At 67.3% G+C, this 16,244-nt stretch carries 13 protein-coding genes; 8 read left to right on the forward strand and 5 right to left on the reverse strand.

The window, feature by feature from the left end:
* Window positions 1-47: 47 nt before the first annotated feature.
* On the forward strand, window positions 48-1,475 hold the full coding sequence (locus DAT37_RS09760) for a lipase family protein (RefSeq protein WP_109524358.1): 1,428 nt from the start codon (window positions 48-50) through the stop codon (window positions 1,473-1,475).
* Between the two features lie 60 nt (window positions 1,476-1,535).
* Entirely contained in the window at window positions 1,536-2,621 is a 1,086-nt protein-coding gene (locus tag DAT37_RS09765; RefSeq protein ID WP_232839614.1) for a fused (3R)-hydroxyacyl-ACP dehydratase subunits HadA/HadB, read from the forward strand.
* An 11-nt stretch (window positions 2,622-2,632) separates the two neighbouring features.
* On the opposite strand, the gene DAT37_RS43965 is transcribed toward DAT37_RS09765, so the two are convergent.
* The 3 genes from DAT37_RS43965 to DAT37_RS09775 all read right to left on the reverse strand — a co-directional run bounded on the left by DAT37_RS43965 (window position 2,633) and on the right by DAT37_RS09775 (window position 5,651).
* Window positions 2,633-3,160: a DUF3558 domain-containing protein gene (locus tag DAT37_RS43965; protein ID WP_157978371.1), complete on the reverse strand. Its 528-nt coding sequence runs from the start codon at window positions 3,158-3,160 to the stop codon at window positions 2,633-2,635.
* 11 nt (window positions 3,161-3,171) lie between these two features.
* Window positions 3,172-3,378, reverse strand: coding sequence for a hypothetical protein (locus DAT37_RS43970; RefSeq protein ID WP_157978372.1), 207 nt, complete (start codon window positions 3,376-3,378; stop codon window positions 3,172-3,174).
* A gap of 173 nt (window positions 3,379-3,551) precedes the next feature.
* Window positions 3,552-5,651, reverse strand: coding sequence for an AMP-binding protein (locus DAT37_RS09775; RefSeq protein WP_109524360.1), 2,100 nt, complete (start codon window positions 5,649-5,651; stop codon window positions 3,552-3,554).
* A gap of 405 nt (window positions 5,652-6,056) precedes the next feature.
* On the opposite strand from DAT37_RS09775, the gene DAT37_RS09780 reads away from it, so the two are divergent.
* Together DAT37_RS09780 and DAT37_RS09785 are read left to right on the forward strand one after the other, a co-directional pair.
* A complete protein-coding gene (locus tag DAT37_RS09780) occupies window positions 6,057-6,728 on the forward strand; it encodes a TetR family transcriptional regulator (protein ID WP_198654163.1) in 672 nt (223 codons plus the stop codon).
* A complete protein-coding gene (locus tag DAT37_RS09785; RefSeq protein WP_109524362.1) occupies window positions 6,725-7,315 on the forward strand; it encodes an Rv1733c family protein in 591 nt (196 codons plus the stop codon). Before DAT37_RS09780 ends, DAT37_RS09785 begins: the two co-directional genes overlap by 4 nt.
* Before the next feature lie 25 nt (window positions 7,316-7,340).
* Here DAT37_RS09785 and DAT37_RS09790 read toward each other — a convergent pair whose 3' ends face one another.
* Window positions 7,341-8,891, reverse strand: coding sequence for an acyl-CoA carboxylase subunit beta (locus DAT37_RS09790; protein ID WP_109524363.1), 1,551 nt, complete (start codon window positions 8,889-8,891; stop codon window positions 7,341-7,343).
* 588 nt (window positions 8,892-9,479) lie between these two features.
* Here DAT37_RS09790 and DAT37_RS09795 point away from each other — a divergent pair.
* From DAT37_RS09795 to DAT37_RS09810, 3 genes are all read left to right on the forward strand, one after another.
* Window positions 9,480-10,421: a transcriptional regulator gene (locus DAT37_RS09795; RefSeq protein WP_232839615.1), complete on the forward strand. Its 942-nt coding sequence runs from the start codon at window positions 9,480-9,482 to the stop codon at window positions 10,419-10,421.
* A 449-nt stretch (window positions 10,422-10,870) separates the two neighbouring features.
* On the forward strand, window positions 10,871-11,929 hold the full coding sequence (locus DAT37_RS09805; protein ID WP_109524365.1) for an alpha/beta hydrolase: 1,059 nt from the start codon (window positions 10,871-10,873) through the stop codon (window positions 11,927-11,929).
* Window positions 11,930-11,974: 45 nt separating this feature from the next.
* Window positions 11,975-13,000, forward strand: a complete 1,026-nt coding sequence (locus DAT37_RS09810) for an LLM class flavin-dependent oxidoreductase (RefSeq protein ID WP_109524366.1) — start codon at window positions 11,975-11,977, stop codon at window positions 12,998-13,000.
* Here DAT37_RS09810 and DAT37_RS09815 read toward each other — a convergent pair.
* A complete protein-coding gene (locus tag DAT37_RS09815) occupies window positions 12,997-13,959 on the reverse strand; it encodes an FAS1-like dehydratase domain-containing protein (RefSeq protein ID WP_109524367.1) in 963 nt (320 codons plus the stop codon). The genes DAT37_RS09810 and DAT37_RS09815 overlap by 4 nt on opposite strands.
* Before the next feature lie 355 nt (window positions 13,960-14,314).
* On the opposite strand from DAT37_RS09815, the gene DAT37_RS09820 reads away from it, so the two are divergent.
* Window positions 14,315-15,517, forward strand: coding sequence for an esterase/lipase family protein (locus tag DAT37_RS09820; RefSeq protein WP_408637386.1), 1,203 nt, complete (start codon window positions 14,315-14,317; stop codon window positions 15,515-15,517).
* The last annotated feature ends 727 nt before the right edge of the window (window positions 15,518-16,244 follow it).

Below are 16,244 nucleotides of genomic sequence, written 5' to 3' on the forward strand. Positions count from 1 at the left end.
ACACGCCGGGCGCAGCGAACCCGCAATCGCACCCAGAGGCGTGTGCTATGAGATTTCTGCGTGTCCTGTTCCTGACGATGCTGCTCGCCGTCCCGGCCGTGTCCGGTCGAGCTCACGCCGAGCCGCCGCCGCCCGTGATTCCCGGATGGCCCGCGCTGCCCGATCTTTCAGGTCTGCCGCCGCTGATCGACACCTCGGGTTCGGTCCTGCCGGGCCTACAGCAGTGGATCGATGCGGTGATTCCCGCACCGCCCGTCGTCGCGGCCGCGCCACCGAATTCACCACAGCTGGAGGTGGCGGGTGTCCAACCCGAACTGGCGGCCCTGCGGGCGGCGGTGCTGCCGTCCCCGGTGCGCGATCCGATCTTCGACGAATGGCCCGCCGATCTCGACACTTTCACGCCGGGACAGTTGATCGAGGTGCGTGATGTCGGCGCCACCGCGGGCGCGCTCGTTCTGATGCCGTTCGATCGGGCACTGCTGTTGAAATTCCGTACGACCGATGTCTACGGCAGGCCCTCTTTCGCCACCGCGACATTGGTCACGCCCCAGGGCGCGTGGCCGGGGCCGGGGGGTCGACCGGTGCTGGTGAACAATCTGCCCATCAACGGACTGGGCCGGGACTGCACGCCGGGATATACGATGGCCCACGGCTGGGACAGCGATATCAGCGTGACGGACTACATTCCGCCCGCTATCCAACTCGCCCTGCTGCGCGGATACGCGGTCCTGGTTCCCGACCACGAAGGGCCGCGGATGGCCTACGCCGAACCCGTCGTCGCTGGTCACGCCATCCTCGATTCGATTCGCGCGGTACGCGGACTGCTTCCGGACGACTTCGGGGACAGCGGATTCGGACTGATCGGCTACTCCGGCGGCGCGATTGCCACGCACGGCGCGGTGAAAGTGATGCCCGACTACGCACCGGAGTTGGCCGACGTCGTGGTGGGAGCCGTCGTCGGTGGGGTGCCCGCCGACTACGAGATCCTGTCGCGCAGTATGAACGCCAATCTGGCATCGGGTGTGTTCATGGGCGCGGTGCTCGGCATCGCCCGCGAGCGTACCGAGATCCTCGGCCGGATGAACAATCTGGCGCAGTGGATCGCGACCTCCCCGGTGAAGGATCTGTGCGCCGACGTCTTCGGCGCCGCGGGCCTGCTGTTGTTGCCGATCGACGTCGCCGCGAATTTCCCCGATCCGCTGAATTCGGAATTCGCGGCGCAGATCTATCGGGAGACCAGGATGGAGGGCATCAAATCACCGGTGCCGCTGTACATCTACAACGGTGAGCAGGAGTGGTGGATCCCCGCCGAGGGCGCGCGCAACCTCTTCCGAGAGCAGTGCGCACTCGGGGTGAGCGCGGTCTATCGCAGTGTGCTGGGGGAGCACGTCATCGCGGGCGGCCTGGGTTTCCCCGAGGCGATCCTCTGGATGGACGAGCGTCTGCGAGGGGTGCCCGCGCCGAACGAGTGTTGATCGGAACGGCCGATACGGGGTGGATCGTTGCGTTCGAGCGTCGGCGCGCGATCTACCCACGTGAGCGTCTCTACCACCGTCACCCCCGCCATGACCCCGTCCGAGCAGGCCGCAGCCCTGGTCGGACGTCGCTACCGGATGGTCGATCACTACGAGGTGGGCCGGGAGAAGATCCGTGAGTTCGCCAGAGCGGTCCGCGACGAGCATCCGGCGCACCGGGACGAGGGCGCGGCCGCCGCGCTGGGTTACGACGGCCTGATCGCGCCGTTGACGTTTCCGGCGATCCTCTGGATCACCTTGCAGCGCATGTTGTTCGAGTCGGTACTCACCGGCTACGACCTCGGCCAAGTGCTCCACACCGAACAGCGGATACGGATGCGGCGACCGCTCGTCGCGGGTGATCGGCTGCGTTGCGATTCCCACGTCGAGTCGTTCCGGCGATTCGGCGACAAGGATTTCATGGTCGTCGAGAACCTTCTCACCGACCACTACGGTGAACCGGTGCAATCCGCGCACACGACCGTGGTCGCGCAGACCGGGGCGACCGTGGCCGGCGAGTTGGCCCGCGCCGTCGACGGGGTGATCCTGAGCGGCGGATCGTCGAGCGACCGGCGCGAGGCGCGAGCCGATATCGATCCGCTGAGCGCGGCGGGTCTGCTCGAGTATCACGAGCAGGTCGACACGGATCGGCTGTTCACGCTGCCACCCGGTCGCCGCTCACGCAGTGTGCCCACGTTCGAGGATCTCGCCGTCGGCACCGAGTTGCCACCGTTGCGGGTGCGACTCACCCGTGGCGACTTGGTTAACTACGCCGGCGTCTCCGGTGATGCCAACCCGATCCATTTCAGCGACGAGGTCGCCCAGGCGGCCGGACTGCCCGCGGTGATCTCGCACGGTCTGCTCACCATGGGGCTCGGCGCGGGTTACCTCACCTCCTGGCTCGGCGACCCGGCCGCGGTCACCGGGTACGCGGTGCGGTTCGCCGGATTCGTTCCCGTCGAGTCGAACCGGCACAGCACCATCGAATTCGGCGGCAGGGTGAAGGCGGTCGACGTCGGCAGGCGTTCGGCCACCATCGCACTGACGGCGACGTGTGAACAGCGCAAACTGTTCGGGCGTGCCACCGCCGAAGTCCTGCTGCGCTGATCCCGGCCCGATCAGGGCAGGACGGGAACCAGTACCTCGGCGGTCCGCGTCAACAGATCGCAGGCCGGAGCGGCGGTCACCGGATCGGGTCGCACGTCCAGCCGCAACCGGATCTGACCGCCCGCGGCCGTAGTGAAGGCCAGACCGCAGTCCACGGTGGCGTCGGCGTAATCCGGCCGATAGCGCACCCCGGCGCGTCCGGCCACCGTGACGTCGGCGAAGTCGTGCGCGCCGGGCGCCTCGCGGACATCGCGCGCCGACTCGCGGTCGGCCGCGAAGATCCGCAGCGCCGTACTCGCGCCGCTCCAACCGCACCCCGCCCACTTCGGTCCCGGCGCGATGGCGATATCCCTGCGCTCGGAGGCCGGGTCCAGTCCGATCCGACTGATCATCGCGTCGGGGATCTCGGCGCACGGATCCCAGGACAGACCGGCGCCGGAGGCGGCGGTCGGTGCGGTGGCGGCGCCGCAACCGGCGAGCGCGACGCAGCCGATCAGCAGCGCGACGCGAAATACCTGCTGCGCTAAGGAGGTACGCAACCGCACGCCGATCAGGTCATGATCGTGAGCGGCAGTTGCCCGGACCAGCCGCACGGCAGATCGCAGGTGGCCGACACGGTCGCGCGCAGCGGGCCGTCGGTCCGTACGCTCCTGGCGTCGCTCGCTCGCGCGGGATATCCGCACGCCGGGCATTTGCCGAAGAAATTGAGTATCTCGTTGCTCCGGACGATGATGCCCGGTGAACTGTGCGCGTTCATGTTTCGAGCTGTTCGAGGGCTGACATACTTCGAGATTAAGGCCGGTTCCGTCGAATCGGCGCTGTTCGGGACCGCTTTCGTCGTACTCACAGCGACGCCGCCGCAGCGTCATGAAATCTACAGTAGCGCAAGGGATGCCGGGTGCCGTGGCATGCGCGCGTCGGTCCCGTCGCTCAGGGTGTGCCGGGCGCGACCGTGCCGATGACCGGTGGGTCGGTGGCGCCGGGACCGATGAGCAACCGCTTGAGGATCTTGCCGGTCTCCCCGCGCGGCAGCGAACTGAGGAATGTGACATCGCGCGGCACGGAGAATCGGCTCAACCGATGCCGGATGTAACTGCGGACCATATCCGAATCCAGGCCCGAACCCTCGTGTTTGACGACGAACGCGGCCAGGCGTTGGCCGTACTCCTGGTCGGGAACGCCGACCACCGCGACTTCGCTCACCTGGGGCAGGTAGGCGAGCGCTTCCTCCACCGGTCGCGGAAAGACGTTCTCGCCGCCGGAGATGATCATCTCGTCGTCGCGGCCGTCGATGTAGAGCCGACCCGTGGCGTCGAGGTAGCCGAGGTCGCCGGTGTCGATCATGCCGTCCGCCTCGTTCGGCGGCGCCGAGTTGACGTAGCCGTCGAAGAGCATGTGGTTGCTCACGAAGATATGTCCGGTCGCGCCGACCGGGAGCGGCTTCAGATCGGGGCCGAGTACCGCGACCCTGGTGCCGAGCGGCGGTCTGCCCGCCGTGGTCGGGGCGGTGCGCAGATCGGACGGGTCCGCGACGGTAGCCCACGACACCTCGGTGGAGCCGTAGACGTTGTAGAGGATGTCGCCGAAGCCGTCCATGAAACGCAGCACCGTGTTCGCCGCCAGCGGCGCACCGCAACTGGCGACCACCCGCAGACTCGACGTGTCGTAGCGCTCTCGGATGTGCACCGGCAGTTCGAGAATGCGGTGCACCATGATCGGCACCGCGATGAAGGTGGTGACCCGATGTTCGGCGATGAGCCGCAGGCAGTCCTCGGCATCGAACTGGGCGGGCAGGACCACCGTGGCGCGCAACGCGGTACTCAGTTGCAACGCGGCCAGACCCCAGGTGTGGAACAGCGGGGCCGGGATGAGCATGGTGTCGTCGATGCGCATCGGTATGCGCGACAACAGGGCGGCCACCGTGGCGAATCCTTTGGGATGCGGCCTGCGCGCGCCCTTCGGGGTGCCCGATGTACCCGAGGTCAGCACGATCAACTTGCCGGGGTGCGTCGGCCGGGGGAAGGTCTCGTGTCGCTGTTCGATCAGGTCGTCCACGGTGATGTGGCCGGCGCCGGGGGCCCTGATATCGCTGGCGTAGCGCGCGATATCGGAATGCAGGTATTGCACGAGGTGGTCGAATTCGGCGTCGACGAACAGCGCGGACAGTTTGTCGCGTTGAACGACTTCCTCGATGCGGCGGGTGGGCAGACCGGTGTTGAGCAGGGCGACATCGACGCCGAGTTTGCCCGCCGCGACCATCACCTCGACCATGCCGCCGTGATTCCTGGCCAGCAGGCCGATCGCGTCGCCCGCGGCGAGCCCGTTCGCGTGCATGGCGGCGGCGAGCGCGTTCGTGCGACGGTGCATCTCGTCGAAAGTCCTGCTGACATGTCCGTCGACCACCGCGGCACGCGCGGGGGAGTAGGCCGCCGCGGCCGCATAGCCGCCCGCGAGATTGAAACCCCACTCCGACAGTCGCCGCAGCTGTTTGATGCCGCGATCGATCCGGTAGGCGCGCATCACCCCGCTCGACACGATCTGCTTGGCGACCTCGGCACGCCTGCGCACCGGCGAATCCTCGCCGTTGACCACGACGGAGGTGTTCGCGCCGAGCACCAGATCCTCGATCCGCTGCAAGCCGTTGTGGGTCCAGTCGGCGACGACGGCGTTGGACATGTCGGCCAGCGCCGGATGCATGCGGGTCGGCGCGAAGAAGGTGATGATCACGCGGGTGCGCCGGTCATCCCCGAGCAGTCGCACGGAGGCGAAACTGCCCTCGGCGGGGCATTGCAGTTCGAACCCGTCGCGGATGCGGCCGATCACGACCCGCACGGTGTGCGTGCGGATGCCGAGTTCGGCGGTGCCGACCCGGAAGCGCAGCATCGTGTGTCCGTCGACGCTCTCCAGCGGTTCGCACGCTCCGATGCCGGGGAAAATCCTGGGATAGGTCTGCGGCTCCAGCAACAGATCCCATACTGCGGTGCGATCGATCGCGAACTCCGCGACCACGTCGATGACATCGGTAACCACTGGCGTGCAATTCTCGTCGGCCGGTTCGAACAGCTCGGGTCGGCGGAGAATTCATTTGTAACCCTGGATTCAACTGCGGTCAAGCAGCCATGATCGGGGCTGGTGGAAGGCTTGTCGGCGGTCACGACGCGACTCGAATCGAACTGTGCTCGGACACTATTCGCTTTCTCCGGTCGTTCCGCGCCGGGATTTACATCGAACTTTCCTCGGGGGTCGTCGCCCGCATTTCCGCGACAATTCGTGACAACTCACAAACCTCGCGGCGGATCCGTCCGTTTCACCACGATGTCGTGCGGCTATCCGTCCTGTATGAGGGTGCCGGCGGGGCCGGAGCGCGGAGCCGGCGTGATCGTCGTCGGTGACCGCACCGCGAATCAAATGTCTCATTGGGACAATAGTTGTAGGATGGTGGCATGGGTACCGACGATGACGTCGACCATGGGTGACGTCGATCTGGACGGTCGCAGGCTGCGGACCCGCCGCAGCCGCGAGGCCATGTCGCGCGCGGCGTTCGACCTGCTGGCCGAACGCGGCTTCGGTGCGCTCGGTGTCGAGGAGATCGCCGAACGCGCCGGCGTGACCCGGCGGACCTTCAGCAGGCATTTCTGTTCCATCGAGGAAGCCGTCCTCGGCGATGTCGACCAGGACGTGCACCGGCTCAACGCCGCGTTGTCGCGTCGTCCGTCCGCCGAATCGCCCCTGGTCGCCTTCCGCGGCGCGGTCGACGATTGGCTGACCGCGGAGTACGGCGGAGCCAACGCCTCACGGTTGATCCGTCGGTGGGAGCTGTTCCGGCGGATCGAGTCCGAACCCGCGCTGTTCGCGGGCTATCAACGGATCAGGGCAGAGGGCGGGCAGGAGTCGGTGCGCATCATCGCCGCACGTCTCGGTGTCGACGCGGTATCGGATCTGCGTCCTGCCGCCGCGGTCGCCGCGGGATCGGGCATGCTGCTCGCCGCGTCGAGGGCATGGGCGGACGGCGAAGATCCCGCGGCGCTGCCCCGGCTCGTCGACCGATTCTTCGCGACCCTCGACGCGCTGGTCACCGAAATCCGATTCGAGGAGTCGCGGTCATGACGATCGGGTCTGTCGATATCGTCCGCCGGACCTGCCGCCGCGTCGGCCTGGACCGCAATCCGATGCGCAGGCGCGAGGACCGATGGCAAGCGGTCGTCGCCCTGTTGCTCACGGTGGCGGCCGTCGCGGTCGTGCCGCTGGCGGTACTGCTCATCGGGAGGCCGATCTACGACACGGACATCCGCGCGGTGCACCAGGAGACCGCTCGGCTGCATCGGGTCGACGCGACGGTCACCGAGGTCGGCAAGGCGCCGCTGTACGCGCCGATCACCCCGGTGCGGGTGTCGTGGCGCGATCCCGACGGGACCGAACACACCGGTGACCACCACAGCGACGTCATGGTGAAAGTCGGTGCCGTGGTACCGATCTGGTTGAACGATACCGGCCGACCGGTGCAGCCGCCGTCGCCGACGCGACCGTTGAGCCGCGCGGTGCTCACCTGTGGCGCCGTCGTCGCGACGACGGTATTCGCCTGCGCCGCGGCCTATCTGCTGGTGCGTCGCGGTCTGGATCGACGACGGGTCCGGCTCTGGGAAACCGAATGGGAGACCGTCGGAATCAACTGGGGCGGTCGCGGCGCGAACTGATCGCGCGCGACCGGCCGGTCGACGGTCAGACGGGGAAGAGGCTGTGCTTGCGCGGATTGTGCTTGCGCACCGAGTCCTTGTCACGCAGCAACCGCAGTGCCTTACGGATCTCGAGCCGGGTCTGGGACGGCTCGATCACCGCGTCGATGTAGCCACGTTCGGCGGCGATCCACGGGGTGGCCATGGTGGCGTTGTAGAAGTCGATCATCTGCTGACGTACCGCGGGCCGCTGCTCGGCGGGGGCGGCCTCCAGTTGCTTGCGCCCGATGATGCCCACCATGCTCTCGGCGCCCATGACCGCGATGCGGGCCGTCGGCCAGGCCAGGCTGATGTCGGCGCCGAGCTGCTTGCAGCCCATGACCGCGTAGCCGCCGCCGTAGGCCTTTCGGGTCACGATGGTCACGATGGGCACGGTCGCCTCGATGACGGCCCGGAAGAAACGTCCACCGCGCTTGATGACCCCCGCCTTCTCCTCCTCGACACCGGGCAGGACGCCCGGGGTGTCGACGACGAAGATGATCGGCAGGCCGTAGGCGTTGCAGAGCCGGATGAAATGGGTCGCCTTGTCCGAGCACTGCGCGTCGAGCGCGCCGCCGAGCACCTGCGGCTGGTTGGCGACGACGCCGACACTGCGCCCGTCGACGCGAGCGAAACCGGTGATCAGGTTCTGCGCGGTCGCCGCGGCGATCTCGTGGAACGCCCCGTCGTCGAAGATCCGCAGCAGGATCTCGTGCATGTCGTAGCCGACCTTGTCGGCGTCGGGAATGATCGAGTCGAGTTCCAGATCGTGCGCGGTCAGCTCCGGCTCCAGCCCCGGGTTGACGACGGGCGGCTGTTCGAGGCAACTCGACGGCAGGTAGCTCAAGTACGACCGAACCCAGTCGAAGGCCGCCTGCTCGTCGGGCGCGACATGATGGATGGTGCCGATCTCGGCCTGTACGGCGGCGCCGCCGAGTTCCTCGGCGGTGACGGCGTGGCCGGTGACCGCCTTGATGACCTCGGGGCCGGTGACGAACATGTAGGACTTCTCGGTCGCGACCAGCACGTCCATGTTGACCGGGCCGTACACCGAGCCCGCGGCGCATTTGCCGAGCATGACCGCGACCATCGGCACGAAACCCGACAGATCGCCCTGGCGCACGCACATCAGCGCGTACCAGGCCAGCGAAGCCACCGCATCCTGGATGCGGGCGCCGCCCGAATCGTTGATCGCCACCACCGGGCAGGCGTTCTCTTGGGCGAATTCCATCGCGGCGGCGACCTTGCGGCCGAACATCTCGCCGACCGAGCCGCCGTGCACCGTCTGATCGTGGGCGATCACGACCACCGGCCTGCCGTCGATCGATCCCCGGCCGGTCACGACGCCGTCGCCGTACATCGCGCCGGTGGTGCCGGGCATACGCATGAGTGCGCCCATTTCCACGAACGACCCGGGATCCAACAGCGCGCGAACGCGCTCCCGAGCGCTGGGTATGCCCTTGCTCTTGCGTTTCGCGATGCCGGTCTCGCCAGCGGGTTCCTCGGCGAGCTCCAGGATGTCCCGGAGTTCCTCCAGCTTTTCTCGCGTACCGCTCATGTGTTCTGCGTTGTCCTTCGAACTCGGTGTTGCTGCCCGTCCGCCGGCGTGAAGCCGTTTTCGGGTGCGGCGCTCGATGCTAGTCGTGATGACACGCACAGCACAGCTGTACAGGGAAACTGATGCGACAGCTCACGGCGGTGTGCGCTCCACTCACTTCAGGGTAGCGGCGCGTGCCCGCGCCGTTCCGGATGGTCCTTGTGCTCGATCCCGATAGATCGGCCTCCCGCTGGTGACTGTTACAGAGCATGCCGCCGACGCCGGTCCCGAGTTCTACCGTTGCTGCTGCGCGGCGCCGGAATCTGCGCGGCCGGCGCCGCGCACCCGCCGTCTCGGACGCGCTGGAGAAATGTCGCGAGGTCGTGAACGTACCGCGCCGAGGTGGCTGTCGAGTTGCTCGTGAATTCCCGAAAACTATTGCATATTCCGGTATCGGACGATTACCTGAGACAGTTGCGAACGCGATCGGGCGAAACGTCGTGATCTGCTTGTGATTTCGCCCAAGGTCGGGTGTAAAGCCTGATGAGATACCAAGTTCGGGCTGTGCGGAGTGTAATTCGTGGCGATGGTGGCTAGTCTTCGGTAGTCATGGTGGGTATGAAGACCGGGTCCGGAATCAAGACCTTGGAGAGCAGACTCGTCGAACATCTGGCATCTCGTCCACGTGGCGCCGCGCACGGTGATCCGACGGGTGACCTGACAAGAGTCACGCGCAACTGTCTGGCCGCGGCGGTACGGACGCTCGGTCCACGGTCGACCCCGGTCAGGCAACCGGACGAGATAGCCGGATCCGCCGTGCGATGGGCGCGCGAGGGTATCGCGCTCGAATCGGTACTCGGCGCCTATCACGACGGCATTCGCTCCGGCCTCGAATTCCTGGCCGCCGCGGCGGCCGACGGTGACGCGGAACAGGTGGTCGCGGGCACCCGGCTCATCGTGCAGGCGCTGGAAATGGTGACGGTGGCCGCGTCGGCGGCCTATGTCGAGGAGCACCGGCTCGTCGCCAAGGAGCACCAGACCGCGGCCCAGACCCTGGTCTCGGCTCTGCTCGGCGGGCACGGCGTCGCCCAGCTGGCCAGACAGACCGGTATCACGATTGCCCCGGCCTACCAGGTGGTCGCGGTATCGATACCCCGGCATCCGGACGAGAAGCGGCCCGGCAGCGGTCACGCGGCCGCCCGCAGGAAATTGCGCAGGGTCCAGTCGGCCCTCGCGGACCCGTTCGGCTCCCGCGCGCTGGCACTGCTGTCCACCGACGGGGGGACCGTGCTGGTGCCGAGCGAGACCGCGAGCGCGCTGACCCCGCTCGCGATGACGGCCGAAGTACTGGAGTTGGTCAGCTCGGTGGCCGAGGTGCCGCTGACCGCAGCGGTCGTCGCGGGCCGCACCGAGCGCATCCCCGAACTGGCCGCCCGCGCGCACGAGTTGCTCGATCGGGTCAGAAAGGACCGAAGACCGCCAGGACTGTATCCGGTCGAATCCGCCGACGCCGTGGTCGACGCCGACGCCGTGGAGATCGGCGACCGCTGAACCGGCCGGTTGTGACCGGTCGACCCCTCCGAACTCCGCGATTGTGATACCGACCAGCAGCTGGGTAATCGTCTTTCGAGACGGCCTCGGCCGACCTAGTCTCACAGTGTGCCCGGACTCCACGTCAGGCAGAAGGAGTTGCGAGTGAGTACCCCGTCGACCAGCGTCGACGTGCCGTGCGTGCGGAAATCCGACACATGGCGCGGCACGGACGTTTCCTGTCCCGAAGTCCTTACGCCGCACGATGTTCCGCGCCGCGACCGCGAGAATCCCACCGCCGGGACCGGCGCGGTTCGGCACCGGGGAACAGCACGCGTCGCCCGGGTGGCACAACGTCGGCCGGTAGCGCACACTGCCTTCGTGATCACACTGCTCGACGAGGGCGCCGCGCCCTCCTGCCGCCGGGATATCGCGGGTTCCCGCCGCGCGAATCGGACCGCCCGCGTCTCATGAGCACACGAGTACCGATCACCACCGCCGCCGTCATGGCCGCCGCCGTCGCGGCCTCGGTCGCCTTCGTCGGCGCGCAGGTCAGCGATGCCGAACCGACCAATCCGGTCCCCTCGGTCACGCCTCCGCCGCCGGTCGACCCGAAGATGACCCGCACCGGGCTGCTGAGCAGCGAGAACATGGGCGGCAGGCACGAGCGTCTGCATATCGCGTCCGCGGCCATGCGTCGTGTGATCGACGTCGACGTCCTGCGCGGTGCGGGTGATCAGCCGCGACCGACCCTCTACCTGCTCGACGGCGTGGACGGCGATCCCGTCTCCGGGTGGCTCACCAAGGGGGGCGCCGCCGAATTCTTCGCGGACAAACCGGTCGACGTGGTGCTGACCAGCGGCGGCACCGGCAGTATGTACAGCGACTGGGAGCGCCACGACGCCGCGCTCGGGCTCAATCGCTGGGAGACCTTCCTGACCACCGAATTGCCGCCCATCGTGGAATCGCTGCTGCGATCCGACGGGGATCGCGCGATCGCGGGCGTATCGATGGGCGCCCAGGCCGCCATGATGCTGGCGCAGCGCCATCCGGGACAGTACCGCGCGGTCGCGGGGATGAGCGGCTGTTATTCGACGGCGGACCCGCTCGGCCACGCCGTCACCAGTATCACCGTGGCGTCACGCGGCGGGAACGCGGACAACCTGTGGGGTCCGGCCAATTCCCCGGAATGGGTGGCCCACGACACCGTGCTCAACGCCGAGCGGTTGCGCGGGACCGCGGTGTACCTGTCCGCGGCCTCCGGTGCGCCGACCCACGCCGACCTCGTCGCGGTGGCCCAGTCGCCCGATATCGTCGACGCGCTGACCGTCGCTGGTGGTGGCGTCGCGCTCGAGGCGGGTGCGCGGGCGTGTACCGAGCGGCTCGTCGCGCGACTCGGCGAATTGCGTATTCCCGCGACCGTCGACTACTCCGACGCGGGAATGCACACCTGGGTCGATTTCCAGGCGCAGCTGCCGCGCGCGTGGAAGGTGCTCTCGACGGCATTGGGGTTACCGGGAGCACAGTGACCCGTCGCGGCGGAATCAGCCGGGACGCACCGCGTTGACACAGGTATGACCTCGGCACCGCGGGATGTCCGCTTCTCGATACTGGACCGTTCCCGGGTGCGCGGCGGCCAGAGCCATCCCGAGGCGCTGCGCGAGACGGTCGAATTCGCCCGACTCGCGCAGGAATGGGGATACCACCGATTCTGGGTCTCGGAACATCACGGTGTGCCCGGCGTCGCGGGATCGGCGCCCACCGTGCTCGCGGCGGCCGTCGCGGCCGCGACCTCGCGAATCCGGGTGGGCACCGGCGGCGTGATGCTGCCGAACCATCAACCGCTGGTGGTCGCGGAGCAGTTCGGAGTGCTGGAATCGCTGTTTCCGGGCCGGATCGATATGGGTCTGGGCCGCTCGGTCGGCTTCACCGACGGCGTGCGTCGCGCGCTCGGTCACGGAAAGGCCGACGCCGACGATTTCGACGCACGCTTGGCCGAGGTGCTCGAATATTTCACGCGCGGACGGGCGGGTGTGCACGCCTGGCCCGCCGAAGGTCTGCGGGTGCCGACTTTTCTGCTCGCCACCGGTTCCGGTGCGCAGCGTGCCGCCCGCTTCGGTCTGCCCCTGGTGATCGCTCCCGTCGCGGGGACCGCGGCGATGGCGGCGGCGATCGAGGGGTACCGTCGCGACTTTCGTGAAAGTTCTTGGGGCGCGGAGCCGTACGTCGTGATCTCGGCCGCCGTGGTCATCGCCGACACTGTCGAGGAAGCCCACCGGCTGCTGCTGCCCGAAGCGTGGTCGTATGTCTACTCGCGCACACGCGGTGAGTTCCCCGCGCTGATGGCGCCGGAGGAGATCGAGCGACTGGAGTTCACCGAACGCGAACGCCGCCTCTACGACGACGCGCTGCGCGATCACATCCACGGCACCGAGGAACAGGTGGCGGATGCCGTGGAGGAGTTGATCTCTCGGACCGGCGCCGACGAAATCCTGGTACACACCAGCACATACGATCGTCGCGCCCGGCTGGAATCACATCGGCGCCTGGCGCGCCTGGTCGGTCTCGCCGCATCCGAACCGGTCTCTCGCGCGGGCTAATCCGGGAGGCGGAGATCGGCGGCGGCGTAGCTGAACAGCCCGCGATCATCGGCGCGCACGGTGACGGCGACCGACGCGCGCCGGTGTTTGACGTCGACGGCGGTGACGTGGCCGTGGAATCGCAGTGTCGTCGAGTCCGGGGCGGGCAGGCCGAGATAGTGGGTGTGGCGCGCGGCCTGGGTACGCAGCCGGGTGATTCCGGTGTCGCCGCCGACGGCGTTGCCGAGATAGGTGGAGACCAGGGCGAGTTCGATCGTGCTCGGAGTGGCGTCGGTGGCCCCGGTGAGCCGTGCGTACCGGGTGAGGTCGTCGCGGGTCAATTCGACATCCCAGCGCGGCAGTTCGGATCCCACGGTGAGTCCGTCGAGCGTGATCGGCCTGGGCTTCGCCGCCGATTCGTGCGTCCGCGCCGCGCAGACGTGGCCACGGACGACCCTGCGCTCGGATGGGTGCCCGCTCGCGCCGCCCATCCGCGTCAGCAGCGAGGTGGTCGCGGTCTGCTTGACCGCACCCTGCCGATCGACGAGGACGGATTTGATCGACAGCACGTGGTAGTCGGCGAAATGCCGGAACGCCTCGACGGCGGTGCGGCACGTCAGCCGATCGCCTTCGACGACCGGTCGCCGGAACTCGATCACCTGATCGACGTGCAGGATGCGATCCGCCGCACCGTCGGGAACGAATTCGGCGAGGATATCGCGCAGTACCGGAGTGAGTACGGTCGCGGTATACGAGGGCGGGGCGACGAGGGTGGGTGAGTCGTACCCGTCGGGAAGTCCGCTGCGCCGTGTCGTCGGCACATGTCGCACCGCGCGCGAGAATTCGCGGATCGGATCACCGTGTATCGGATGCGGCCCGGTGGTGAGGTGGCGGTACACGACCGGCGACGGCACCACCTCGGCGGCGCGCGCCGAGCGGAGGGCATGCGTCCGGCGCAGGCCGGGGATGGTCTCCGACATCGCGACTCCCGTCGATCGGCCGTGGCATGGCTACCGCGGTGAAAATCTGTCTGCCCATGCTGTTCCCGATACGGCGGCAGGTGAACAGGATCGATCGAACGTGAGGACAACTCACCGTTCGGCGGCAGCGGTTTTGGTAGAACAGTGCGCTCGGTGTGCCGACCCGGTGCCGATGGGTGACTTGTGCGCCGTACCTAGCGCGTGTCGGTGTCGTTGATGAGCTGTCCAGACGGCGGTTCGTTGTCTGGGAGAACGCGGTGGTGCGGACCTAGCGTTCGGTGCAGTTTCGGTCCCTTCGACCGAAGTCGTGGCCCACCGGGCCCGGAACACCGATGTTCTCCAGGAAGGCAATCGAATGAAACGACGTATCCGCCGTCGTGGTTCGACAGTTCGGACCAGTGCCGCTGTCATGATGGGCGTCTGCGTCCTCGCCATGAACTTCACCGCCGCCTCGGTGCGAGCCGAGCCGCAGCCCGCGCCCACCGAACAGAATCTGGCCGACTACATCGCCGCGGGCCGCAAGGCGGCGCCGGTGGCGGGTTCGGGGTCCGCGTGCAACTCCGGTAGCGGGGCGGGTTCGGGAAACGGCTCGGGAGACTGCTACGGCGGTTCCGGGAGCAGCTCCGGCCTGTCCGGTGGATATGCCAGTGACACAGTCGGTTACGGCCCACCGCAGACAGCCTGGCTGTCGGCCTTCGCCTACGGTACGAGTCATCCCGATGTCGCGCCGCCCGGCACCAACGACTGGAACTGCAAGACCACCGATCCCGACCGTCGACCGGTCGTCGCGCTGCACGGTACCTGGATGAACGCCTACAACGGTTTCGCCTACATGGGGCAGCCGATGAAGGACGCGGGCTTCTGTGTGTTCACCTTCAACTACGGAAGGTCGTCGCTGATACAGGGTGGCGGAGTCGGCGCGCTCATTCCCGGAGTGATGGGCACCGGCTACATCCAGGACGCGGCGAAACAACTCGCTGTCTTCGTGGACCGGGTGCGCGCCGCGACCGGTGCCTCCGAGGTCGACATCGTCGCCCATTCCCAGGGCGGCTCGATGGCGAATTGGTACACGAAGTACGAAGGCGGCGCGGACAAGGTTCGCAAACTGGTCACCTTCGGCGCGACACATCACGGCACGACTCTCGACGGCATCGGCGCGCTCGGCCGTGCCATCAACAACTTCGGCATCGACGTCCTCGGCTTCGTCGAATTGTTCGTCGGGCACGCGGGAATTCAGCAGACCGTCGGTTCGGATTTCACGAACCGCTTGAACGCGGCCGGCGATACCGTGCCCGGTATCGATTACACCGTCGTCGGTACCAGGTACGACGAGGTCACCACCCCGTTCGACTCGACCTTCCTGAAGGCGGGCCCCGGATCGACGGTCGACAACATCGTCCTGCAGGACGGATGCGATGCCGATATCTCCGACCACCTGACGCTGATGTATTCGCCCCGAGCGCTCTCCATCGCGCTGCGTGCGCTCGATCCCGTCGGGCACCCGCAGTTGACGTGCACGTTCAATCCGTGGCTGATCGGCGGTGGCGGTTCACTCTGACCTCACGCAAGACCTGCGTCACGCCGTCGGGATCGAGACCACTCTCCGCGATCCCGACGGCGTGACGCATCGCCCATCGGCACGGCCCCGGACGGCTGTCGGTTCCCCGACCGCTCCCGCCCCCGGCCCGTCCGATGGAGATGCCCACCGAGCGGACTCCGCACCGTCGCTCGGTGGGCATCGGGCATTTTCCGGGCGGTCCACAATGGATTGTGCGCGGGACCGGCGTTCAGCGAACGGCGGTCCGGCGGATTCGACAGGGGATGCGCGGCCGGATTTGTCCGGTCCGTGCGGAGAGGGCACTCTCGACCATTTGTGAAAATCTTTCTACTCACAGATGCGTGAAACAGGGTGTCGAATCAACGGCTGATTTCTTCCGATCCAAACACCTTTTCGCTCCGAATAGATACTTCCCAATCGAGTAAAAGCAACCGGTTGGTCTGAACTGTTCTCCCCGCTCACTCGAGCAGTACAGCAAACTATGGTCAAACCCCTCCGTGCGCTCGGAGGTATCGGGTGATGACAAAAGCCGTTCTGCGCTGCGGGTATGGTGTCGGCGAGACGAACGGCATCCCGGCGATGCGCTGCTGTAACGCCTCGACCACTCGAAACGAACACGGTGTGAACGGTATTCCCGTCGCAACCGTGTCGTAGGGTGCGTCTACACTGACGGAATCCGGCCGGTTCTCCGGTGCTTCACGAGCTCGAACGCTTCATGCACGTAAAA

The sequence above is a fragment of the Nocardia aurea genome (genome assembly GCF_003123685.1).
In the GTDB taxonomy this organism is placed as follows: domain Bacteria; phylum Actinomycetota; class Actinomycetes; order Mycobacteriales; family Mycobacteriaceae; genus Nocardia; species Nocardia aurea.

What these genes read in the sequence shown, in the direction of transcription:
- DAT37_RS09780 (WP_198654163.1), top strand. Translation starts at nt 6,057, where the DNA reads ATGGTGGCATGGGTACCGACGATGACGTCGACCATGGGTGACGTCGAT.
- DAT37_RS09795 (WP_232839615.1), top strand. Translation starts at nt 9,480, where the DNA reads ATGGTGGGTATGAAGACCGGGTCCGGAATCAAGACCTTGGAGAGCAGA.
- DAT37_RS09810 (WP_109524366.1), top strand. Translation starts at nt 11,975, where the DNA reads ATGACCTCGGCACCGCGGGATGTCCGCTTCTCGATACTGGACCGTTCC.
- DAT37_RS09785 (WP_109524362.1), top strand. Translation starts at nt 6,725, where the DNA reads ATGACGATCGGGTCTGTCGATATCGTCCGCCGGACCTGCCGCCGCGTC.
- DAT37_RS09815 (WP_109524367.1), bottom strand. Translation starts at nt 13,959, where the DNA reads ATGTCGGAGACCATCCCCGGCCTGCGCCGGACGCATGCCCTCCGCTCG.
- DAT37_RS09790 (WP_109524363.1), bottom strand. Translation starts at nt 8,891, where the DNA reads ATGAGCGGTACGCGAGAAAAGCTGGAGGAACTCCGGGACATCCTGGAG.
- DAT37_RS09820 (WP_408637386.1), top strand. Translation starts at nt 14,315, where the DNA reads ATGAAACGACGTATCCGCCGTCGTGGTTCGACAGTTCGGACCAGTGCC.
- DAT37_RS09760 (WP_109524358.1), top strand. Translation starts at nt 48, where the DNA reads ATGAGATTTCTGCGTGTCCTGTTCCTGACGATGCTGCTCGCCGTCCCG.
- DAT37_RS43970 (WP_157978372.1), bottom strand. Translation starts at nt 3,378, where the DNA reads ATGAACGCGCACAGTTCACCGGGCATCATCGTCCGGAGCAACGAGATA.
- DAT37_RS09805 (WP_109524365.1), top strand. Translation starts at nt 10,871, where the DNA reads ATGAGCACACGAGTACCGATCACCACCGCCGCCGTCATGGCCGCCGCC.